The following is a 22,995-nucleotide window of genomic DNA, read 5'->3' as shown; positions in this document are numbered from 1 at the left end:
GCGATGCAACTCTTTTTAAATTAACGGAATAACACGCTCAAGATCCGCGTCATTATTAATAAAGGGGGTTAGAATATCTTTAACGTAAGGAAATAGAAGCTCACGTCGTTTAGCATCTAACTCTTTAAAAACGAACTCAAACTTATCGATATTCGTAATACAAGTGAGTCGCTATGCTCCCGAAGAATTTCGGCCATCGTGTCCCCGAAATTCGTTCGCATGACGCGACTGAAATTAGGCCGCGATACGTCCTGCGTCCGGCACGCACTCACTCCTTCGGAGTTCATGCCCGTGCCTCCCACAAATGACTTTACGGCGTGATGCGTTTCCTGCTTCGCCCGTCAACGCACGCCTATCGCGGGCTCTTCGACTTCGCATTGCTTTCACAATGCTTTCCTGTCTCATCGATTGAAGATAGAGCACTAGAAATCATGCTAACAAACTCAACACTATCATCAATTTTTAATTGTTTAAAGAACATTATAAATTTATCCGCTGTATTAATAATAAGGTTTTTTTGTAGCCCATCAGCCAAAGATAAATGAAAATTCGATCCAAAAGCGTTAAAAATAGCTTGAAAGCTGGCCTCCTTGCCAAATAATATGGCGGTTTCCTTTATAGTTAACAGCACTTTGAATACTTCTAAACGGTCTATAGTAGGAAATTTTTTAAGAAACATTATGACACTTGAAGTATCCTTAAAATTAAGCAATGTATTTATTTTTCCTTCTTTATTTAATTCATTAAGCACAACTAAATAATCACTAGGTTCGAAATAGTCTAAAAATCTTTGAACGCTAGGCAAATTACCAAATAAGGAACTTACTTTCCCTTCGCTATTTAACATACTAAGAACAAGGAAACGATCTTTACGTTCAAAACGTAAAATAATCAAATAAAGTTTGGATATATCATCAGATAGTAAGCTTACTTTACCTTTTCTAATGAAGAAAGTAATTAATTTAAAACGTAGAACAGGGATTAATGCGTTAAAAATATCATAAAAATTACTAAAATTTTTTATCAGTACTATCATTCCTTTATAATTATTGAGTATCTGACTTTGTTGATTTCTATCTAAACAAGAAAAAACCAGAAAAAAATCATATGAATTTTTGATTAAATGAGGCAACTTATATTTTATATACGGAAAAATAGCATTACGTTGAACAGTAGATAATAATTTAAAATAATCGAAAAAAGAGCTTGCTGTCTGCATAGACATTATTGTAAACAGAATTGGTGAAGCACTAGGCACATCCATATATCCTCCTGTTATTTTTATTGATTATAAAAATAACAAAGAATATAAGCAATCATAGATTTATGATGTTAATCAATACCTATTATTTTTTCTTTTAAAAGTTTTAATTGATCTCTTACTTTTGCGGCATCTTCAAATTGCATATTTTTGGCGTATTGCAACATTTCTCGTTCTAACTGCTTGATTTTTTTTACTAATTCTTCGGGGGGTAAAGCGGCATAGTGGGCTTGCTCTTCAGCAACTTTAAGAAGATGTTGTTTGTTGGTTGAAACATCGGATCGCGCACCTTCTAAAATGTCATGCACCGCTTTAGCAATCCCTTTGGGCGTAATATGGTGCTTTTTATTATAGGCTTGTTGCTTCTCACGGCGTCTATCGGTCTCCCCTATCGCCCGTTCCATAGAACCGGTTATTTTATCGGCATAAAGAATAGCACGACCATGGATATGGCGCGCTGCACGGCCAATCGTCTGTATCAGTGAACGTTCTGAACGTAAAAAACCTTCTTTATCGGCATCCAAAATAGCGACCAAAGAAACCTCTGGCATATCTAAACCTTCGCGCAGTAAATTAATCCCTACCAACACATCAAATTTACCTAAACGCAAATCACGAATAATTTCTACCCGTTCAACGGTATCAATAGCAGAATGTAGATAACGTACTTTTACATCATGTTCCGCAAGATATTCGGTTAAGTCTTCGGCTAATCGCTTGGTCAGCGTGGTCACTAAGACGCGTTCTTTTAATAAAACACGCTTATGAATTTCAGAAAGTAAATCATCCACTTGCGTGCCTACAGGACGTACTTCAATAATCGGATCGACTAAACCGGTTGGGCGCACGACTTGTTCAACCACCGCACCTGAATGTTCTAACTCGTAAGCGCTGGGTGTTGCAGAAACATAAATCGTTTGTAACGCGAAATCTGTAAATTCTTGAAATTGTAACGGTCGGTTATCCAAGGCGGAAGGTAAACGAAATCCATACTCCACTAAGGTTTCTTTACGGGAACGATCACCTTTATACATAGCACCCAACTGCGGTATGGTGACATGTGATTCATCCACCACCATCAAACCATCACGCGGTAAATAATCCAGTAAGGTAGGCGGCGGTTGACCCGGATCACGCGCGGATAAATAACGCGAATAATTTTCAATGCCGTTGCAATAACCTAACTCCAATAACATCTCAATATCAAATCGGGTACGCTGTTCTAAACGTTGGTATTCCACCAATTTATTAGCGAGTTTGAGTTGCGCTAAACGTTCTTTTAATTCTACCTTAATGCACTCTATAGCTTCTAGAATACGTTCCCGTGGTGTCACATAATGCGTTTTTGGGTAGATGGTCAAACGCGGCACTCGCCTTAATAATTCACCCGTTAACGGATCAAAATAACTTAGGCTTTCAATTTCATCATTGAATAATTCAATACGTACCGCTTCTTCAGCGGATTCTGCCGGGTAGATATCGATAACATCACCACGTACACGATAATTAGCACGACGAAAATCAGTATCATTTCGGATATATTGTAATTCAGCTAAACGTCGCAAGATAAAACGTTGATCGACTTTATCGCCGCGACGAATATGTAACATCATATTGATATACGTATTCGGATCACCTAAACCATAGATAGCTGAAACCGTTGCCACAATAATCACGTCGCGACGCTCTAATAACGATTTTGTCGCTGACAAACGCATTTGTTCTATATGTTCATTAATGGCCGCATCTTTTTCTATAAACGTATCGGTGGTGGGCACATACGCTTCTGGCTGATAATAATCGTAATACGAAACAAAATATTCCACCGCATTATTAGGAAAGAAGCTGCGCATCTCCCCATATAATTGTGCGGCTAATGTTTTATTAGGCGCTAAAATAATGGCGGGTCTTTGTATTTTTTGTATCACATGCGCAATACTAAAGGTCTTACCCGAACCGGTAACACCGAGTAATGTCTGATGCGCTAAACCGGCATCTAATCCCTCTAGTAACCCTTTAATAGCCTGCGGTTGATCGCCGGCAGGTTTAAAATCCGAAACTAATTCAAAGGGTTTTGACATAGGACTTGCTCTTAATCAAACGAGAAACTGAATCATACTAAGGTCGAAGGCTATATAACCTATCTAGCCTGAAAAAGCCAAACTTGCTTTATTATTAATCTCTCGCCGATAATAGCGCCATTAATGGATAATTAACTCTTTATTTTAACTCAACTATCTCATTCTATGAAAATAACACTTTCGCGCCGTGTTGCGCAAATAAAGCCCTCGCCTACTTTAAGTCTTTCCGCGGCGGCTAATCGTCTAAAGGCTTCCGGAAGACCTATTATCAACCTCACGGTGGGTGAACCTGACTTCGATACACCTGAATTTATTAAGCAAGCCGCCCATCAGGCGCTTGATCAAGGCTGTACTAAGTACACCGCAGTCGATGGCATCGCCAGTCTAAAACAAGCGATCATTGATAAATTTAAGCAAGAAAATAAATTAAGCTATGAAGCGAATCAAATTATTGTTTCTAGCGGTGCTAAACAATGTATTTACAACCTCATGCAAGCGCTATTAAACCCAGGTGATGAGGTTATTATCCCTGCGCCGTATTGGGTTTCTTATCCTGATATGGCCCTGATGGCTGAAGCAAAACCAGTTTTTATATCCACCACTATCGAACAGCATTTAAAAATTACGGCAACGCAGCTTGCGCAAGCCATCACGCCGAAAACGCGACTATTGATTATCAACAGCCCCTCAAATCCAAGTGGCATGGTCTATACGCGTGAGGAACTCACTGAGCTTGCGGCGGTCTTATTAAAAAACCCACAGGTTTTTATTCTAACCGATGATATCTATGAACATATCTATTGGGGAGAACAAGCATTTGAAAATATAGTGAATGTATGTCCTGAACTTTATGAGCGAACCATTGTATTAAATGGCTGTTCAAAAGCGTATGCGATGACGGGCTGGCGAATCGGCTATGCCGCAGGCGCTAAAGAAATCATCCAGGCCATGACAAATATACAATCTCAAAGCACTTCAAACCCTAACTCCATTGCCCAAGTTGCCGCAAAAGCCGCATTAACGGGTAATCAAGATTGTGTACGCGAAATGAATAAGGTTTACCAGCAAAGACATCAGTTTTTTTCTGAAGGGCTTAATGATATTCCGGGTGTAAACTGCTTAGCGGCGATGGGCGCCTTTTATTGCTTCCCTTCCTTCAGTCATTTTATTGGCGAAGGCAAAGCATTTAATTCTGACTACGAACTAGCGGATTATTTGCTTAATAAAGCGGATATCGCCACTGTCCCAGGCTCCGCCTTTGGCGCGCCGGGACATTTACGACTTTCTTTTGCTACCGATGAGATTAATCTAAAAAATGCATTGGTTAAATTAAAAGAAGCATTGAACGCCTTCAAATAAAAAGCCTACTAATCATTGCGATTGCCACTCTGCACTCGCAATGACGAATTTTTTATCATTTGGCGATAGTACCGCGTGTCTCTTTGACAAAAAGTGTCAGTACTGCTGCAAGAACAAATGCAATAGGAATAATACTCAGCGCATGCTGAAAGCTTGTCGTTGAAAATGCCATTAAATTGCCTTTTACATGCACGCCGGTTAAAACATCCAACACTTTTCCTATCAAAGGCTGTGATAATGCGCCGCTTAACATGACTAAAGAATTAATCACCGCAATCGCTGTTCCCGCCAAAGCCACTACGTTAAGTTCTCTTGCAATCGGAAAAACAATAATCTGCGTTGAACTACACACACCAAACGTAAAAAGTAATAGTTTCAGGTAATGGGTGGACATACTAGGGAAATAAATAATCAAAGAAAACAATATCGAGCCTAATAAAGCACCTAGAATAATCGGATAACGTCGATTACCCATTTTATCTGAGATCCAACCCACCAGCGGACTCCCTATCGCCCAACCTAGAAATACAAAGGAAATAGCCGTTGCTGCCGAGACGTTTGATAAGCCGTACACGCGTATCAAATAAGGTATACCCCAAACTTCTGCAAACCCAGAAAGTGATAAATATAAAAGACTTCCTATTACACCAATCAACCACATTTGCGGATTTTTACAGAGCTTAAAAACCGCCTGAAAAAATTCTCTATAGCTTAATTTAGATGATGCAGACGCCGCGGCTGTTTTAACGGCTTTCGTTTCTGGAATTACCAGCCACATGGCGACAGTTAAAACCACACCGACCACAGCGGCAAGATAGAGTGTGGTGTTAGAACCTATAGAAACGACTAGCTTTGATAATGTGATATCACCGATCATCGCCCCAATCATACCGAGTGAGGTAGCCATACCGGCAATGAAAGCAAAACGCGAGGGGGGGAACCAAAGGGAAGCGAGTTTTAGAACACCTACAAAGGCAAACGCAGAACCAAATCCGACTAAAAAACGACCGACTTGTGCCGTAGGCAAATAATGGTGAGCAAATAAATAAGTACCCAAGGCACAGACTAAGGATGCAAATACCAACAATTTACGCGGACCGAATCGGTCCATCATAATCCCGACGGGCAATTGCATCGGTGTATAAGCGTAATAGTAGAAGGCCACTAAGTTACCAAAGGCAACCCCACCGATACTAAACATTTTTAGCAAATCTTCCGTCATCACACTCGGTAAGATTCGCAAAAAATATTCATAACAGTAGAAAAGGGCCCCTAAACCACATACTAACCAAGGAAATATGCTAATAGGTTTTTTCGGCATAAATCTACCCCACCGTTATAATAATTAGTAAATTAGGCTAGCTTTGTCCCTAAATTAAGCGCCTAATGTAAGCGCTTAATTCAGAAGCAAGCCGATTCAATGAAATGATAAGAGATTAAGCAACTTCTGCTGTATCACTGGACTTAGCAGAAGACGCTTTAGAGGAACGATTGCCGTACTTCTGTTTAAATTTATCAATACGTCCACTGGAGTCAACGATCTTTTGCTTACCCGTATAAAAAGGATGGCATTTCGCACAAACCTCTATAGAAAGATTTGCATCGCCTAAGGTGGAGCGAGTTTTAAAGCTATTGCCACAGCTACACGTTACCGTAACCACTTCATAACCTGGATGGATATCTTGTTGCATATAATTTTTATATCCCTTGAAAACAAATTAGGGCGGCATTATAACAGAAGGAACTGCAAAACAAAATTTTGCGTTAGCAAAAAGTCTTCTCATCGGAGCTAAATTCAGATATAAAGCGCTTAAAGCGCTAAAAAGTAAGCATTTTTTTGACAAAAAATCGCCTGGAACGGCCCCCAGGCAGCGTCTGTGTGATAAAAACTCATTTAGGCAAAAGGACAGGTCTATTTTGATAAAAACAAGCTTGTATACAAATAAAAAACTCCGCCTTTGCGGCTTAATCCTCAGCCTTATTTTTGTTTATTTTTACCCTAAAAAAGCCTTTGCCTTCAAACCCGGATTAAGCCTTTCTTATGGAACAGGGAAACCTGACCATGTAAACGGCTATAGAATAGCGCTACAAGATTTTTGGCCCTTTGTAGGGTTTCCAGAATCAGCCCTCAACTTTACCGGCTACTGGGATTTGAGCTTGGCCAATTGGGCAAACCACCCGCCGCTAGCGAATCAACCGCGCCATATTTCCATTATCGCCGCCTCACCGGTCATCCGATTACAAACTCGAAAATATTGCTTTCTATATGCCCAACCCTATTTAGAGTTGGGGATAGGGGCTAGCCTATTGTCCAATAATCACTTCGGACATCGAAACCTAGGCGGTCAATTTGCCTTCCAGGACTTACTTGGCATAGGATTACGCTGGAAAGCAAGCCAAGTCTGGTCATTAAGCTACCACTATGTACACTATTCAAATGCACATCTACTACCGCCCAATCAAGGTATAGACGTAAAACATTTATTCAGTTTAGGGTATGAATTTAATTAATAAATGATGAACTTCTTTAAAGAAAGTGCTATGAAAAAACCAAGTGTTGTAAAATCTATTCAGCATCTTATACTGCATTCACTTATGATTTGGACCGAATCCATCCTTCTAACGGGGCTCAGCCATGGCCAAGACTAAAACAACTGAATTATCTACCACAGAACATCAACCCTTACGTGTTTTTACTGAAAAAGCGTATCTTGATTATTCCATGTATGTCATCCTTGACCGGGCATTACCGCATATCGGTGATGGTCTAAAACCGGTACAACGCCGTATTGTTTACGCCATGTCGGAATTAGGGTTAACCGCTGTAGCAAAATATAAAAAATCAGCGCGAACCGTGGGTGATGTACTCGGTAAATTCCATCCACACAGTGATGTCGCCTGTTATGAAGCCATGGTATTAATGGCGCAATCTTTTTCCTATCGTTATCCATTGGTTGATGGTCAAGGCAATTGGGGCTCGCAAGATGATCCTAAATCGTTTGCCGCGATGCGTTACACCGAATCGCGGCTCACGCAATATGCACAAGCCTTACTCTCCGAACTCGCGGATGGTACGGTTGATTGGGTACCTAATTTTGATGCGACCTTAGATGAACCGCATCTTTTACCGGCCCGGTTACCCAATATCCTTTTAAATGGTGCAGCGGGTATTGCGGTAGGGATGGCAACCGATATTCCTCCACATAATCTTAGAGAAATCGTCAGTGCCTGTATTCGTTTACTCGATGATCCAAAAACAACACTGAAGGATCTTTTTGATCATATTCAAGGACCTGATTTTCCAACCACCGCTGAAATCATTACGCCCGCCGATGAAATTCGTAAAATGTACCAACAAGGCCAAGGCGCTGTACGTGCACGTGCTGTTTATAAGGAAGAAAACGGACAACTTATTATTACCGCTTTACCTTATCAAGTATCCGGTGCAAAAATTATTGAACAAATTGCCGAACAAATACGTGAGAAAAAACTTTCGCTCATCGAAGATTTACGTGATGAATCGGACCATGAAAACCCAACCCGCCTGGTGATTACGCCACGCTCAAATCGTGTAGATACCGAAGCCTTAATGAGTCATTTATTTGTAAGCACCGATTTAGAACGTAGCTACCGCATTAATCTCAATATGATCGGCCTTGATGGCCGTCCTCACGTCAAAAATCTGTTAACCATTTTAAAAGAATGGCTAGACTATAGGCAACAGACCGTTCGTAAACGTTTAGAATTTCGTTTAGACAAGATTTTAAATCGACTGCATTTATTGGAAGGTTTTCTGATCGTTTACCTTCATATCGATGAAGTCATTAAAATTATTCGACAACATGACGACCCCAAAGCACAATTAATTAAACGCTTTAAATTAAGTGAGCTACAAGCCGATGCCATTTTAGAAATACGTTTACGTCAACTGGCTAAACTTGAAGAAATTAAGCTACGCACGGAACAAAAAAACCTGGCGACTGAACGCGATGAATTAGAAAAAATCCTGGCTTCTAACGCAAAATTAAAACGTCTTATTCGCGATGAATTACAAAAGGACGCAAAACTATATGGTGATGAACGCCGCTCAAAGCTCGTGCAGCGCAGCGCCGCTCAAGCCATGCAGAAAACAGAAATTATCCCCTCCGAACCCATCACCGTTATTCTTTCTACACGCGGCTGGATACGTGCCGCCAAAGGTCATGACTTTGATGTCAGCGGTTTAAATTTCAAAACCGGCGACTCACTTAAAATGGCCATTCCAGGCCGTAATAACCAACTCGTTGCCTTCATCGATTCAACAGGACGCAGTTATTCAACCTCTATTCATACCCTTCCTTCTGCACGTAGCAGCGGTGAACCCTTAACCAGTCGCTTTAATCCTGCTCCCGGTGCTAGTTTCCAAGCCATGATTACGGGTAACCCTGAACAATCTATTTTAGTCGCATCGGATGCGGGTTACGGATTTATCACACAAATCAGCGAGCTTTATTCTAAAAACCGTAATGGAAAAAACCTATTAAAATTACCTACACAAAGTCAGGTACTACAACCACGAAGGATAGACAATCTTGAAGACAACTATCTTGCCATCGCGACAAACAGCGGTTACTTATTAATTATTGCTGCCAAGGAGTTACCGATTTTAGCTCGAGGCAAAGGAAATAAAATAATACAAATACCCACGGAAAAATTAGAACAACGTGAAGAATTTGTCATTGATATCGCTGTATTACCTACAAAAAATAGTTCACTGGATATCATTGCAGGAAAACGACAAGTCACCTTAAAAGCGTCGGACTTAGCCCATTACCGAGGAAAACGTGGACAACGAGGTCACAAACTACCACGCGGTTTACAAAAGCTTGATCGGCTAGCCGTTCATACAAGTTAATTTTATGTCGAATAAACACCTTAATTATCTTTGGTTTTTCTTACTGGCCTCATTTTGGGGTGGTTCATTTGTCGCTATTAAAGAAGTAGTAAGCACCGTTCCGCCTTTTTTTGGCGCGGCGCTACGCGTTGGTTTGGCCTTATTTTTCCTTATCATTATGTTGTGTTGCTTAAGGAAAAAGGTATCCGCGCCTTTTTCCACTCGTTGGCGCATTTGGATTATGGGACTTTTCTCACAGGGGATTCCATTCTCCTTTTTATTCTGGGGCGAACAACATATTTCATCCGGTTTAGCCGGTATATTAAATGGAACCGTCCCTATCTGGACCTTATTATTTAGCCTAACCTCGCCTAAAACCAGAAACTTTTCGGCTTTGAAAGGCATCGGTTTATCCATTGGCTTATTAGGTATTTGTATTATCTTTTGGCCCATGCTGCACTTTAACCATACGCCTTCCTATTTATTAGGTACGATATCCGTACTGTTCATGGCGGTTAGCTATGCGATAGGAAACTTACTCAATCAACGTATGTTATCTGGCAAAATAAAATTAGATTTTTATGCCAATATCTATCATCAACATTGGGCCAGCTTAGTTTTTTTAATCCTGGCTTCGCTTTGCTTTGAAAATTTACCGAGCAAAATCGTGCTGCTTCATACGCCTTTACTCTGGGTAGCCAGCATTTATATGGGCTTATTCTCTACCGCCTTGGCTTGGATTATTTACTATCATCTGATTCGAGAATGGGATGCTGTTCGAGCCAGCGCAGTCATGTATATAGTTCCTATTATGGCGATACTGTGGGATTTTATTTTTTTCCACAATCGCCCGCAATGGACAGAAGGCTTAGGCATTATTACGATCTTATTCGGCGTTATTTTAATACAACTACCCAAAAACAGACGCCTTCAACCAGCGCCCTGAATTTAGCCGCGCATCAAACAACGCTATTTAGCGGATAAAACCTGCTGCAAATGCTTAGCAAACGCTTCATGACCTACTTGGCCAACGATTCTTTGCGCATTTAACTCTTTACCATCTGGCGTAAAAAACAAAAAAGTCGGTGGTGCAATCACATTAAACTTTTTCTCTAAGGCTTTATCAACGGCATCATTTGCCGTGACATCCGCACGCAATACGATAAAACGCGATAACAACGATTTCACCTGCGCCTCAGGAAATACCGCATGCTCCATTTCTTTGCACGAGATACACCAGTTCGCATAAAAATCTAATAATACCGGTTTATTTTCCTGCTTCGCTTTAATCAACGCTCGATTGAGATCCGGAATACCTTTTACCGCCTGAAAATTGCCATTCACGGCGACTTGATTTGATTTAAATAAATTAAAAGGCTGTAAATTTGGCGGAACAATGCGTAATAATAACCAGCCCGCCATGATTAACATCATAATTCCCAATACTATTTTCACACCATTCATCCAAGGGCCTGATTTCGGCAACCATTTCCCAGCGGAAGTACCAATAATCAATAAGGGCACACCCGAACCCAAGCCCAAAATAAACAACGCAAAACCACCTAAAACGGCATTACCGGTATTACCAATATACGTCAACACACCGACTAAAGGCGCAGTGATACAAGGCGAGATAACCAAGGTGGACAAACAACCCATCAAGGCGACACCCCAATAATCCCCCCCCTGTTGACGATTGGTTAAATTATTTAGTTTCTCCTGCCAACTGGCGGGAAGCTGTAACTCATAAAAACCAAATAAAGAAACAGCCAGCAATACAAACATTAAGCTAACAAAAATAATAACCCACGGACTTTGTAGAAACGATTGCAAATAGCTACCGGCCAACCCGGCAAAAACACCCGCCAGCGCATACGTTAACGCCATCGCTAGCACGTAGGTTAAAGATAAGCTAAATGCTTTCAGCGTCGTTAATTGTTGTTTCTGGCCTAAAATAATGGCGGATAGCACGGGGATCAGGGGGAGAACACAAGGCGTTAGTGATAATAATAACCCAAAGCCAAAAAAACCTAATAAAATTAAGCCAATATTATGACTGGCTAACAAGCGCATAGCTTTGCCTTGCTCGCCCTTCGCTGGCAATGAGCTACTGCCTACTCCCTTCTGCACTGACAAAGTAAGCTGCTGAGTAACCGGCGGATAGCAAAAACCGGCCGCCGCACAGCCCTGGTAATGGATACTGAGCTTTAAAGTATTTTTTAAAGGATGAAGAAACTTCAGTAAGACGGTCGTTCCACTTTGATATACTTGATATTTATTGAGAAATTTATTCTGTTTAGGGATACCCGGCGGTAAAACCACAGGCTTTATAGGCTGATCGCTTTCAAAATGAATTTTTTCACGATAAAGATAGTAGCCCGGCTTGATGGCCAAGTGAACTGAGATAGTTTCAGCATCCAGTTGCTTCGTTGTTACTTGAAAAACCTGTTCCACCGGTAGGGGTTGGTCTGCATAAGAGGGAGCGAATACCCCGCCTAATAGTAAACCTAACACGAAAATTTTGATGAGTTTAGAAAAAAATAACAAAATACACCCTCTCAGATAAGCAACAACCTAGAAAATCTGTTGAATCGTGAAAACCCCAAGCCGGATTTATTATCCTTAAATAGATAGTCCTTTTCCCAAGATTTTTCTAGCCGATCAATGAAATAATAATGAAAAACACAGTAATTTTATAAAAATCTCAACCCTACTTTCCAAGCGCTCTAGCACTAAAGCTTTAAAATCTTGGGCTTAATGCCCAAACTTCTTCACAGAATCCCTAAAAAAATTAAAATGGTTGCTATAATACGCTTGTCGCCACACCGCCCCTACTATATCATGGGAACTCCTCTGGCCTAGTCAAGATTCAAAGGATACTGTATATGCAAAATGCAATTGATCAACTGCCCGTTCTATCCATTCAAGCTAGTCCTAGCACGGATACCGCCCAACAACCATTAAAAACTTACGTTAAGCGGGCATTAGAAAATTATTTTTCACACTTAACTACTGAAAATAACTTGTCTTCTACACCGCCTAAACTGGATCTTTATGGACTCGTTTTAAGTGAGGTTGAATACCCGTTACTAGAAATTGTGTTACAACAAACCCGAGGCAACCAAACCAAAGCAGCAAAATTGCTTGGGATTAGCCGAGGCACGCTGCGTAAAAAATTAAAACAATATGATCTTGCATAACCAGATATGAATGTCTAATTAGCTTCAGCTTCTTTCTTATAAAAAATAACAATAAAAATAAAAAACAATGGCTTCTTCGGCTATCAAGAAAGCTTATATAAACTGGATATTCTGGTTTTTTGTCGGTAACGCTATTTTATTCTGGGTGATAGGACTACACTATTTCGCCGTCATCCTTCCTTTTCATTTATCTACGTCTACCGTCGTTAATCAGTTTATTGCCTGGCTATTTTTACTGAGCGCCTATTTTGGTCAATTGGGCCTATTTGCCTGCTTAGCCGCTGCTTTACCAACCCTACTCGTATTTATATACCCAAAAAAATACCTGGTTTTTACTAGCTCAGTGATCCTTGCGTTTTTAATCACGTGGCTACTTTGCCTAGATACCTTTGTATTTAGCCAATACCGTTTTCACTTAAATGGGATCCTATGGAATTTACTCACCAGCGGCCAAGCCACTGAAGTCTTTGATCTATCTTGGCTAGAATGGCTTACGACTGGATTGCTGTCCCTCTTTCTACTCGGTTTAGAAGTAGGCTTAGCCATATTGATATGGAAAAAATGTAGCACCAAGCCCTTTCGTTCGAAATATCCGCTTTCTTTAATAGGGTGTCTCTTATTTTCCTACTACATGTTAGCCTTGATTGTGCCTTTTTCAGGCTCCTTATCGTTGAATCAACAAGCCTATACCATTCCACTTTACTATGAGATTCTCGCTAAATTTTTACCTGGAAATAGATTGCCGGCACTAGAAAGTCTATATCGACAGGATTTTGTGGAAATTAATCATACCAATGCAAAATTAAATTATCCCCTTCACCCTTTAATCTATAAAACCACTCAAAAGCCGCTGAATATCGTCTTTATACTTATTGATACCTGGCGATTCGATATGATGAATGCGGTTAATACACCGAATATTTATCGTTTTGCACAAGAAAGCTGGCAGTTTCAGCAGCATTTTAGTGGCGGCAACGGCACACAACCCGGTATTTTCTCATTATTCTATAGCCTACCCGCTACGTACTGGACCGCTACGATTAACGAACATAAAAGCCCTGTATTCATCAATAAACTTTTAGATGAAGGTTACCATACCGGTGTTTTTGCTAGCGCAACCTTACTAGCACCGGCCTTTAATCAAAACGTCTTTAGCCAGATAAAAAATTTACAAACCATAACGCCCGGTGATTTTCCTCCGCAGAGAGACGAACGCATCACCAACGAGTTTAAACAATTTGTTAGCCACAACAGCTCATCGCCTTTTTTCAGCTTTCTATTCTATGACGCAGCACATAGCTTCTGTTATGGAAAGAGCCCAGAAAATCCATTTCAACCGAGTATTAGTGTCTGCGATCGTCTGACCTACACCAACCATACCGATCCAATGCCCACTTTTAATCGCTATAAAAATGCCTTGTATTATATTGACGAATTGGTAGGGCAAGACTTAGCATTACTTAAAAAACAACATTTACTCGACAACACAATTGTTGTAATCACCGGTGATCATGGGAATGAATTTAATGATAACCATCTAGGTTACTGGGGACATGCGAGCAACTTCACTCACTATCAAACACAAACGCCTTTAATCATACATTGGCCAGGCCAAAAACCGGCTGTGATTAAGCATCGCACCACCCATTACGATATCGTGCCCACTATTTTAAAGCGCCTCTTTGGATGCCAAAACCCTACGGATGATTACAGTATCGGCCAATCATTATTTGACCAGAAAAAGCGCCCTTATTTACTCTTACATAGCTATACTAATTTAGGCATTATCAAAGATAAGCATATTATTAGCATTTACCCTTCAGGTTATTTTCAAGTTCAGGATATGCACGCAAAAATACTAGCTCATGATCAACTACCCATGGAAACTATATTAAGTGCCCTATCACAAACAAAACGATATTATGCTGCCCAATAAAATTCATTATTTAAAGGTTTTAGCTTGACAGGCTTAGCCCGCCTTTAGCACAATAGGCGACCGTTTGGCTATGTAGCTCAGTTGGGTGAGCAAGAACAAGAAAAAGCAACGCTTTTTCCTTGCGAACGCCCGAAGCAGGAGCGTAGGGCCGGCTTTCAAGCGGAGCAGGATTGCGTAGCGCAGAAAGGAGCACACCCAGAATAGTTCGAAGATAAAAAGTTTTGGCTATGTAGCTCAGTTGGTTAGAGCACAGCATTCATAATGCTGGGGTCGGTGGTTCGAGCCCACCCATAGCTACCAAAATAATCGTGTTAATTCAAATAGTTACTTAAAATTTCCTCTTCCCTACCTTAAGCTGTTCGAGTGTACTGTAGGGAATTTGTAACAATCCTTTCAGCCGCATCCTTTAAATGGTCACTGCTCAAGTGAGCATATCTCAATACCATATCAAAAGAAGCCCAGCCACCGAGCTGCTGCAACTCCTGTAACGATGTTCCATTTTGTACATGCCACGAAGCCCAGGTGTGGCGCAAATCATGCCAGCGAAAATTTTCTATTCCTACTCGTTTTAATGCTTTCCGCCAAGCTTTAGTATTACACTGTTCAATAGGCTTACCTTTATAAGTAAAAACAAACTTGGTATGTTTTCCCATTTGTCTTTTTATAATAGCAACAGCTTCACTGTTCAGTGGAACAGGAATAGCTTTTTTAGATTTCGCAAGTGAGTCGCTATGCTCCCGAAGAATTTCGGCCATCGTGTCCCCGAAATTCGTTCGCATGACGCGACTGAAATTAGGCCGCGATACGTCCTGCGTCCGGCACGCACTCACTCCTTCGGAGTTCATGCCCGTGCCTCCCACAAATGACTTTACGGCGTGATGCGTTTCCTGCTTCGCCCGTCAACGCACGCCTATCGCGGGCTCTTCGACTTCGCATTGCTTTCACAATGCTTTCCTGTCTCATCGACTGAGCAGCGCGAACAAATGCATGTCGCTTGACCAAATCGATATCCTGCCAACATAATCCTGTCACGTTCTTTTTTCGTAATCCTGTCGCTAAAGAAAAAGTAGCTAAATCAGCTAGATGAGATGGTAATACTTGAAGTAGCCTTTGAGCCTCTTCTCGTGTCAACCAACGTTCTCGCCTTTCTCCCAAACGGCGCATTTCCACAAAAGGAGCTTTTTCAATCCATTTCCACTTTTCTTCTGCTTTTTTTAAAATTGCTCTTAACACAGCTAACAGCCGATTGACTGTAGCAGGCGCAACGCCCTCCTTTTCTTTTTCTCTTGCAATGTCCTCAAGCAAGTCACCGTCGATTTCACTTAATTTCTTATCCTTAAGATAAGGACATACCCAATCAAGGTGAAATTTGTCAGTATCAAGACTACGTTTATAAGTTGCTTCGTTTAACCAACGTATTACAGCTTCTTGCCATAAACGTTGTGGCTTTTCTTTTAATTTGCTTCGACGCCATAAATCAGCTTTTAATCGATCATGCAATTCCTGCGCCGCCGCTTTGTTTGACGTCCCAGTAGTTCGTTGTATTCTTTTTCCATTGTGAGTAAGGTCAATCCACCAAACTCTGTTTCTCGCGTAGAGTGCCATGTTTCTCTCCTATTATTAGAGACACCCTGCGATATTTGGTTGCAGGGCTGATCGTAAAGCGAACGAACATAATTAACAAGGTCTTCTTCTAAAAAACACCAACCCCGCCCAGGTTTAGCGGCAGGAATTTTTTTACTTGCCGCTAACCTTCGAAGACCACCCGGGCTCATCTTTAAAAATTGCGCCGCTTCTTCAAGATTGAAGGTTTTCATATTGCTAACTCCTATTTGTACAAACAAATCAAACTACGGATATTGATTGCCCCCCCCATTTCAATTCATCCAAATTGATTAACTGAAACCTAATTTAGATTACTAAATAAAAATGTATGCATGCGTACATTTTTTTTGAATAAACTACGCGGGTAGCCAAAAAATAATAAGGAGTTTTTTTATGCAAGAAACAACTCTAAGAAAAATAATTCGTTATTTTGGAAGCATTACTAAAATGGCCAATAAAATTGGGGTTAGCCGAACAACTATTTATCGTTATCTCGATGGGAGTTCCATTCCACCGGACATTGCCTTTCGTATTGAGACTAAAAGCAAAGGAAAATTTAACTATAAGGCGTTAATTCCTTGGAAAGTTAAATACAACTTAGAGCTTGATACTTTTCCATCAACCCTAATGCACTTACCATTAAAGTACATCGTTATTCCAGAAGAAATTCCTTATTTTACCGATCAAAAAAACCTATCGCTGCATGAACACCGTGCTATCTGCGTAGATGAAAATAATCAGCTTATTTATGGCTTAGAATCCATCGAAACCAGCAAGAAACATGAGAAGAAAACGGTACTTGCTTGGCGGATTTCTTTATCCGCTCTACTAGAAAAAAAATATGAACTCACTGTATTAATGCAAACGTTTTTAATAAGCGAGCGTGTAGCAATAGGAATTGCACTAGAAAAATTTTTAGGAGAGCGTCGTGGTAGACAAAATGTGCAGAATTCTACACCTTTCAATTTTAAAAAAGGAATTAAAACGAGAAAATTGGTTGCTACATATTTAGGTTTTGGCAGTCACTTTACCTACCAGAGAGCCAAAGAAATATTCAAGCAAGGTTGTGGAGAATTGATTGAAAAAACCGATCAAAAAAAATTAGCGATATCAAAAGCCGCACATTTAGCAAAGTTTACTCATCAAGAACAGAAAAATAAATTAAATACTAATTAATCAATAAATTTTTATTAAAAAAGGAAAAAATACCATGCGTGATTATGCAAAAATCTCATCCGAATTTTGGATAAGTCCAATGGGTAAAAAAATAAAAAATTGTGGGTTAGAAGCAAAAGTCATTGCATTCTATTTAATGACCTGTAGCCACACCAACATGATTAGTTTTTATTATTTACCCCTCTATTTTATCGCTCATGAAACAGGAATCCCCTTAGAGGACGTTTCAAAAGGAATCAACGATCTTATAGAAATAAAATTCTGCTCCTATGACGATGATACCGATCACGTTTGGGTGCATGACATGGCTGCGGATGAATTAGGATCACTTAAAAAAAGCGATAATCGTGTTAAACATATTCATAAAATATATAAAAAACTCCCTAACATATCCCTTCGAAGAGCCTTTTTTGAAAGATACCGTGACTCGTTTCATCTACAACCCATTCTTAGCGTTTCTTCTAAGCCCCTTCGAAGCCAGGAACAGAAACAGGATCAGAAGCAGAAACAGAATCAGGATCAGAAACAATTTCAGAAACAGGATGATGATGATGTTGGCGCGACAGATGTCGCGCTCAGCAGCAGCCCATTAAAAATTCCTGTTAATAAATCTTTATGTTTAGTAAAAACACCACTCGCTATCGACATTGCCATACCGTTAAAAAATAACCATCATTTTTTGGTAACGCCTACACAGCTAGAAAATTGGCAAAAAACGTATCCAAATATCAACGTTTTACAAGAACTACGCCAAATACAAGCCTGGAATGAAGCAAATCCCACCGAGCGTAAAACAACATTGACAGTTTTTCGACATATCAACACCTGGTTGGCTAAAGAACATCGGGAATCGTTACATCGTCAACAATCACCGCCCGTAAAACACGCTAATCGCTTAGCTGAGCGCGGCCTAAGCCCTACCTTAGACCATAACCTTATTGTGTGCGAGAAGTGGCTCAACCGAACCGTTGTAACAGAAGAATAACTTGGAGAAAACAACATGACTGACGACGATAAAAAAGAATTTTTAGAAGGGCTAACGTTTTTAGCAGAGTCCTTTAACAAAAGAGTTTCTAGTTTATTGCTCGAAACTTACTGGCAATGTCTACGGCCTTATCCTATCGCTAAAGTGAAAATGGCTATGGCAAACATATTGACCAATCCTGATCGCGAAGTATGGGGTATGCCTATACCTGCTGAATTAATCTCATTAATCCAAGGCGACTGTCGGCAATTTGCCCAACATGCTTGGGCGCAAGTTATCCACGCTATAAAGACAATCGGACGCTATGACAGTGTGGTCTTCGATAACTCAATTATTCATTGCGTTATATGTGACCTAGGGGGATGGATTTACTTGTGTCATCAACCTGAACGGGATTTATCATCTTTACGGGAAGAGTTTATAAAACGTTTTCAAAAATATTACGCTAACCCAAGCATTCATTATCCCTGCGTGCTCAAAGGTATTTCAGAGCACGATAATGAGGCAAGAGGATTTTCTCATAACAAGCCCGATCCGACCCTGATAGGTAATTCTAAACGTGCTTTAGAGGTTTATAAAAACGGTAATAAACAATTGGAGGTAAATCCCCCATTGTCTCTTTCAAAAGCCACTCAGCAATTTGAACCCGAAAAATAAAAATAAATAGGAAACAAATTATGTTTAATTTAGTTGAAGCCATCTTGCAGTACAATCAAGCACATCAATCAAACATAAAATCAAATAAAACCTGGGGTCTTGCCTATCTACAACCCGAAGGCTTGGCTGCTTTAAACGACTGTGAACAACTCACTGAAAAATACGTTTATCATGCCTCACACTTTGTTACCGATCGTAAAGCCTTACGCAAGGCATTAGCCGAAACAAGACATCAATCGACCCATCAATCGCTACCCGTTTTAAAAGATATCGTTCAACGACTAAAAATCGATCAATCTATTTTAGATCGCTTCAATTGGGAAGAATTGATCGCACGTTCATTCAGTTATCCTATTTTACAGCAACGTTTTAAGGAGGCAAGAGTAGAAAACGATGACAAGACTCAACAAATGATTATTCAAGCCTATAAACAATGGAAAATACATGAACCTTTTCAATATTATTCAAGCCAAGGTTTATTATTTTTATTAGATGTTATTACTCAATATCAAGATCGTTTTTCAGAAGCGCAAAAAGAACTAGCAGCAAAACAAAAAGCGTGGATGACCTCTATGCGTCTTCCTACGGCTATTGCTGAAAGTTATGAACATTTTTTATTGACGGAGTCAAATAAGCTGGTCGTATTAAGGGAACAGGTGATTGAAGCGTTGTTATTACGCTTAAAAGGCATCGAATCTCAAAAACAAGTCACGTGTGATGACCCTAGTTATACGTTTGTAAAATGTATCCCTTCATTAGGGTTGCCCGCTATTTCCTTACCTCACTATCAATTGAAGCTGGATAACGCTACCTTTTATCAAATTCAGTATGCTATCGAAAAATACGGCGATGTGAATCAAAAGAAACGGCTATATCAGCCAAATAGGTATCAATCCAAAGGATATAGTTCTATCACCCTAGGATCACACCGTTTATTAATTCCAAGACCTATAAAAAAATGGGTTGGGTTATTTTCCCGTCGTCGCCGCTTACAATTTTTAGAGTCACAGCAAGCGTTATTAGCGCAACTTTCTTTTCCTATGATTTTTTATGTTCAATCACCGGATGCACTGACCTTATCGGATCCCGCATTACAGGTGTATATGGCACGCCATCAAGCATTACAACAGTCACTTCAATTACTCATTAAACAACAGCCTAATCGCTGGTGGCAATGGCAGCAAAAATGCTGGTATAAAGCATGGCAAGCCTGGCTGATCGAACAGATTCATAAAAACCAAGAAGGTTTGTCAGATTGCGTAGTGGCTTTTTATGAGCATGTGCAAAGCCATCAAGAACGGCTAAATGAAACGACGTACCGAGAGAAAGTACAAAATACTATTCAAGTTATCCAAACATTAATCAACAATGATCTATCTGACCATCAAGATATATTATTAAATTCGACACTTGAAGGCTTGTCTACCTTGCTAAAAGAACAAGAGGAGAAACATAACAGACACTCCTTTTCTGCTTCAGATGTTTTGTTACTGAATTTTAAACAGGACTTATCGACTGTTTTAGCCAATTATATGCAATCTTACCAGAATCAAGGCGTTCCTATTCCGGACAAAATACTCTCAGAGATTAACTATTTATCAAACATGCTCACAAACTCCATTGATATTGTGAAATTTGGGGAGGAACTTACGCAGCGCTATCGACAACCTATTTTGTTTAAATGGGTGTCTGCATTGGATTTCAACACATTGCGTCGTCATTTAAAAACCGTGCTTGATAATCCAAAATACAGTATGGAGCAGTTAACACTAGCCGCGCAGCCTCACGTTGAGCAAGCTGTCTCTCAGGATACTGATGATTTATCAGATAGCTCATGGGAAAAAATTGATCCGCTACCAACTCAAGCCCAACCGTTAATAAATAATTCCAAAAATCCCCCTTCTTTTTTTAGAAATTCTTTTAAATTCACTGAGCAAGCATCAAACGCTTTTACCATTCGTGCGACTGCATAAATAAACTTCAAAAGAATTTCTGACGAGGAAAAATAATGATCGATAAACAAAAAAATATCACTACTATAAAAGGGCATAGGGATACAGATGACGTTTATTACCAAAAAGCACTCAAGATTAATCAAATATTACACGATGGCTCAATCAATAAGAGCAATCGGGTACGGGTTGTTGCAACCACCATTATAGCTTTATTAAAAGACAGTGATATAAATCGTGAAAATGACTGCCTTTCTATGATAAACGAGTTAAATAGTAGGGCTGAAGAAGCATTACACGAAAAAGACAAACGAGAATTTATACATTACATAAAAATATCAGTTCCGCCTATCTTCGATAATCACCTTAAATTTAGAAACGCATTACTAGAAACCCTGCACGTGCTTGAGAGTATCAATATTCGTTCATCAATGAATTCAGGTACGGATATTTTGGGTATATTTTATGAGAAATTTTTAAAATATGGCAATGCAGCAAAAGAAATGGGGATTGTTTTCACGCCTAAACATATCACTCGTTTTGCTGTTGAGGTATTAAATATTACAAACAAAGATAAAGTTTTAGACCCTACCTGTGGAACAGGCGGGTTTTTAATTTCTGCGCTTGATAAGGTAAAAAATGAAGTTGACCACGAAGAATTTGAAAAATTTAAGTCAGAAGGGATTTATGGCATAGAACAAGACCCCGAGATTGCTGCGCTAGCGCTTGTAAATATGATATTTAGAGGAAGTAGCCGCGTTAATCTTGAAGGCGGAAATTGTTTTACAACCACGAAATTTATGGACTTAAAAGTATCAAAAGTCCTCATGAATCCGCCTTATTCCCTTAAAAACCCCAATGAAAAAGAATATAAATTTATAGATTTTGCTTTAAATAAGATGGAAAAAGGAGGTTATTTATTCGCTATCGTTCCTAACTCCGTCATGTTGCTATCGAATGCTAAAAAATGGCGTTCTAAGCTATTAGAGGAAAACACCTTAAAAGCGGTGATAAAGCTGCCAGATGACCTGTTTTACCCTGTCAATGTATGCACTTATGCCATTATTATTCAAAAAGGAGTTCCCCATCAGGATGCTAGTGTTATGTGGGCTTGGCTAAAAGATGGCCTGGTAAAAAGGAAAGGTATTATGGTTAGCGCTTCTTCACAAAAAAATAATATAGAAGCGATAAAGCATGCGCTTATTTCACACCTTAATAACATTAAGGTAGAGGCTAGCCGGCGTGAATTTATACAGAAACCAATCAATTATGATAGCTATCTTGAATACGCTCCAGAGAGCTATTTAGAGGATGAACAATTTTCAGATACCGAATTAGCATTACAAACCAAAATCGTCGTAAAAAACCTTATTCCTTATTATTTATGCAAACAATAGATTTTTATTTTGATATACAACGGTGCGAGTCTAGTAATTTATATGATTACTCCGCGGGGGAAATTCCTTTTGTCTCGAGTACAAAATTAAATAATGGCGTGGTGAAACATGTCAGCCTTTTAGACGAAAGCGAGCTAATAAAAAATGTTCCTTGTATCGTGGTCAATACCTTTGGCTTTGCGACGGTTCAAACAAAACCATTCATTGGTGGTGGTAATGGAGGCGGTTATATTAATCCATTAATTCCAAAACAAGCCATGAGTATGATTGAGTTAGCTTATTATGCCGGTCAAATAAATTTACAATCTTGGCGTTTCTCTTATGGCAGACGAGCCATTAAACGTAGATTGATAGCGTTAAAACTGAAAAAATTTGACAAAAATATTTTCAATGAGAATATTTTAATCGATTTAAAAAATAATATGATGCTTCAAATCAACAACTTTATTGATGATTTTAGTCATATCGCGTTGTTATCTAAATAAATTGTATTAAAATAATATATTATCTTTA

General features: G+C 39.6%; 20 protein-coding genes, 1 tRNA gene and 1 pseudogene. 13 read left to right on the top strand and 9 right to left on the bottom strand.

Features of this window, described 5'->3' with window-relative positions:
* Nucleotides 1-234 precede the first annotated feature (234 nt).
* From KX723_RS03670 to uvrB, 3 genes are all read right to left on the bottom strand, one after another.
* Nucleotides 235-405 carry a hypothetical protein gene (locus tag KX723_RS03670; protein ID WP_218813323.1) on the bottom strand — a complete coding sequence of 57 codons (171 nt, stop codon included), beginning with the start codon at nucleotides 403-405 and terminating at the stop codon, nucleotides 235-237.
* A complete protein-coding gene (locus KX723_RS03665) occupies nucleotides 353-1,264 on the bottom strand; it encodes a hypothetical protein (protein ID WP_218814719.1) in 912 nt (303 codons plus the stop codon). The genes KX723_RS03670 and KX723_RS03665 overlap by 53 nt, the downstream gene beginning before the upstream one ends.
* A 68-nt stretch (nucleotides 1,265-1,332) precedes the next feature.
* Nucleotides 1,333-3,342 carry an excinuclease ABC subunit UvrB gene (gene uvrB, locus KX723_RS03660; RefSeq protein ID WP_218814718.1) on the bottom strand — a complete coding sequence of 670 codons (2,010 nt, stop codon included), beginning with the start codon at nucleotides 3,340-3,342 and terminating at the stop codon, nucleotides 1,333-1,335.
* Nucleotides 3,343-3,507: 165 nt separating this feature from the next.
* Here uvrB and KX723_RS03655 point away from each other — a divergent pair, with 165 nt between their 5' ends.
* Nucleotides 3,508-4,701: a pyridoxal phosphate-dependent aminotransferase gene (locus KX723_RS03655; protein WP_218814717.1), complete on the top strand. Its 1,194-nt coding sequence runs from the start codon at nucleotides 3,508-3,510 to the stop codon at nucleotides 4,699-4,701.
* A 55-nt stretch (nucleotides 4,702-4,756) separates the two neighbouring features.
* Here KX723_RS03655 and KX723_RS03650 read toward each other — a convergent pair whose 3' ends face one another.
* Both KX723_RS03650 and rpmE read right to left on the bottom strand, forming a co-directional pair.
* Nucleotides 4,757-5,926, bottom strand: coding sequence for an MFS transporter (locus tag KX723_RS03650; protein WP_343230283.1), 1,170 nt, complete (start codon nucleotides 5,924-5,926; stop codon nucleotides 4,757-4,759).
* 211 nt (nucleotides 5,927-6,137) lie between these two features.
* Nucleotides 6,138-6,392 carry a 50S ribosomal protein L31 gene (rpmE, locus tag KX723_RS03645; protein ID WP_218814715.1) on the bottom strand — a complete coding sequence of 85 codons (255 nt, stop codon included), beginning with the start codon at nucleotides 6,390-6,392 and terminating at the stop codon, nucleotides 6,138-6,140.
* 226 nt (nucleotides 6,393-6,618) lie between these two features.
* Between rpmE and KX723_RS03640 the strand changes: the two genes are divergently transcribed.
* The 3 genes from KX723_RS03640 (at nucleotide 6,619) to KX723_RS03630 (ending at nucleotide 10,520) form a co-directional block, all read left to right on the top strand.
* A complete protein-coding gene (locus KX723_RS03640) occupies nucleotides 6,619-7,212 on the top strand; it encodes an acyloxyacyl hydrolase (RefSeq protein WP_218814714.1) in 594 nt (197 codons plus the stop codon).
* Between the two features lie 124 nt (nucleotides 7,213-7,336).
* Nucleotides 7,337-9,595, top strand: coding sequence for a DNA topoisomerase IV subunit A (gene parC, locus KX723_RS03635; protein ID WP_218814713.1), 2,259 nt, complete (start codon nucleotides 7,337-7,339; stop codon nucleotides 9,593-9,595).
* A 4-nt stretch (nucleotides 9,596-9,599) separates the two neighbouring features.
* The gene (locus KX723_RS03630) at nucleotides 9,600-10,520 is read left to right on the top strand and encodes a DMT family transporter (protein ID WP_218814712.1); all 921 of its coding nucleotides are present in this window, start codon (nucleotides 9,600-9,602) and stop codon (nucleotides 10,518-10,520) included.
* Between the two features lie 23 nt (nucleotides 10,521-10,543).
* Here KX723_RS03630 and dsbD read toward each other — a convergent pair whose 3' ends face one another.
* Nucleotides 10,544-12,121 (bottom strand): protein-disulfide reductase DsbD, encoded by a 1,578-nt coding sequence (gene dsbD, locus KX723_RS03625; RefSeq protein WP_218814711.1) that lies wholly within the window; start codon nucleotides 12,119-12,121, stop codon nucleotides 10,544-10,546.
* A 338-nt stretch (nucleotides 12,122-12,459) separates the two neighbouring features.
* On the opposite strand from dsbD, the gene fis reads away from it, so the two are divergent.
* The 3 genes from fis (at nucleotide 12,460) to KX723_RS03610 (ending at nucleotide 15,010) form a co-directional block, all read left to right on the top strand.
* Entirely contained in the window at nucleotides 12,460-12,774 is a 315-nt protein-coding gene (gene fis, locus KX723_RS03620; protein ID WP_218814710.1) for a DNA-binding transcriptional regulator Fis, read from the top strand.
* Between the two features lie 67 nt (nucleotides 12,775-12,841).
* The gene (locus KX723_RS03615) at nucleotides 12,842-14,710 is read left to right on the top strand and encodes a sulfatase-like hydrolase/transferase (RefSeq protein ID WP_218814709.1); all 1,869 of its coding nucleotides are present in this window, start codon (nucleotides 12,842-12,844) and stop codon (nucleotides 14,708-14,710) included.
* 223 nt (nucleotides 14,711-14,933) lie between these two features.
* A tRNA-Met gene (locus tag KX723_RS03610) sits at nucleotides 14,934-15,010 on the top strand.
* Between the two features lie 50 nt (nucleotides 15,011-15,060).
* On the opposite strand, the pseudogene KX723_RS03605 reads toward KX723_RS03610, so the two are convergent.
* From KX723_RS03605 to KX723_RS03595, 3 genes and pseudogenes are all read right to left on the bottom strand, one after another.
* Nucleotides 15,061-15,426, bottom strand: a pseudogene (locus KX723_RS03605) (site-specific integrase); the annotation flags it as partial.
* 76 nt (nucleotides 15,427-15,502) lie between these two features.
* Entirely contained in the window at nucleotides 15,503-16,210 is a 708-nt protein-coding gene (locus KX723_RS09665) for a tyrosine-type recombinase/integrase (protein WP_246562531.1), read from the bottom strand.
* Nucleotides 16,195-16,527 carry a helix-turn-helix domain-containing protein gene (locus tag KX723_RS03595; RefSeq protein WP_218814707.1) on the bottom strand — a complete coding sequence of 111 codons (333 nt, stop codon included), beginning with the start codon at nucleotides 16,525-16,527 and terminating at the stop codon, nucleotides 16,195-16,197. Before KX723_RS03595 ends, KX723_RS09665 begins: the two co-directional genes overlap by 16 nt.
* A 181-nt stretch (nucleotides 16,528-16,708) precedes the next feature.
* Here KX723_RS03595 and KX723_RS03590 point away from each other — a divergent pair, with 181 nt between their 5' ends.
* The 6 genes from KX723_RS03590 to KX723_RS03565 are packed head-to-tail and all read left to right on the top strand — an operon-like array spanning nucleotide 16,709 to nucleotide 22,967.
* Nucleotides 16,709-17,491, top strand: coding sequence for a Cro/CI family transcriptional regulator (locus KX723_RS03590; RefSeq protein ID WP_218814706.1), 783 nt, complete (start codon nucleotides 16,709-16,711; stop codon nucleotides 17,489-17,491).
* A 34-nt stretch (nucleotides 17,492-17,525) separates the two neighbouring features.
* Complete coding sequence (locus KX723_RS03585; RefSeq protein WP_218814705.1) at nucleotides 17,526-18,476, top strand: hypothetical protein; 951 nt, start codon at nucleotides 17,526-17,528, stop codon at nucleotides 18,474-18,476.
* A 15-nt stretch (nucleotides 18,477-18,491) separates the two neighbouring features.
* Complete coding sequence (locus tag KX723_RS03580; protein ID WP_218814704.1) at nucleotides 18,492-19,133, top strand: DUF6475 domain-containing protein; 642 nt, start codon at nucleotides 18,492-18,494, stop codon at nucleotides 19,131-19,133.
* Nucleotides 19,134-19,153: 20 nt separating this feature from the next.
* Nucleotides 19,154-21,106 carry a hypothetical protein gene (locus KX723_RS03575; RefSeq protein WP_218814703.1) on the top strand — a complete coding sequence of 651 codons (1,953 nt, stop codon included), beginning with the start codon at nucleotides 19,154-19,156 and terminating at the stop codon, nucleotides 21,104-21,106.
* Between the two features lie 35 nt (nucleotides 21,107-21,141).
* Nucleotides 21,142-22,482, top strand: coding sequence for an HsdM family class I SAM-dependent methyltransferase (locus KX723_RS03570; protein ID WP_218814702.1), 1,341 nt, complete (start codon nucleotides 21,142-21,144; stop codon nucleotides 22,480-22,482).
* Complete coding sequence (locus KX723_RS03565; RefSeq protein WP_218814701.1) at nucleotides 22,470-22,967, top strand: hypothetical protein; 498 nt, start codon at nucleotides 22,470-22,472, stop codon at nucleotides 22,965-22,967. The genes KX723_RS03570 and KX723_RS03565 overlap by 13 nt, the downstream gene beginning before the upstream one ends.
* Nucleotides 22,968-22,995: the final 28 nt, after the last annotated feature.

The sequence above is a fragment of the Rickettsiella endosymbiont of Dermanyssus gallinae genome, assembly GCF_019285595.1.
Taxonomy (GTDB): Bacteria; Pseudomonadota; Gammaproteobacteria; order Diplorickettsiales; family Diplorickettsiaceae; genus Rickettsiella_B.
Note: the sequence above shows the minus strand (reverse complement) of the source record. Positions and strands in the feature narration are given on the sequence as shown.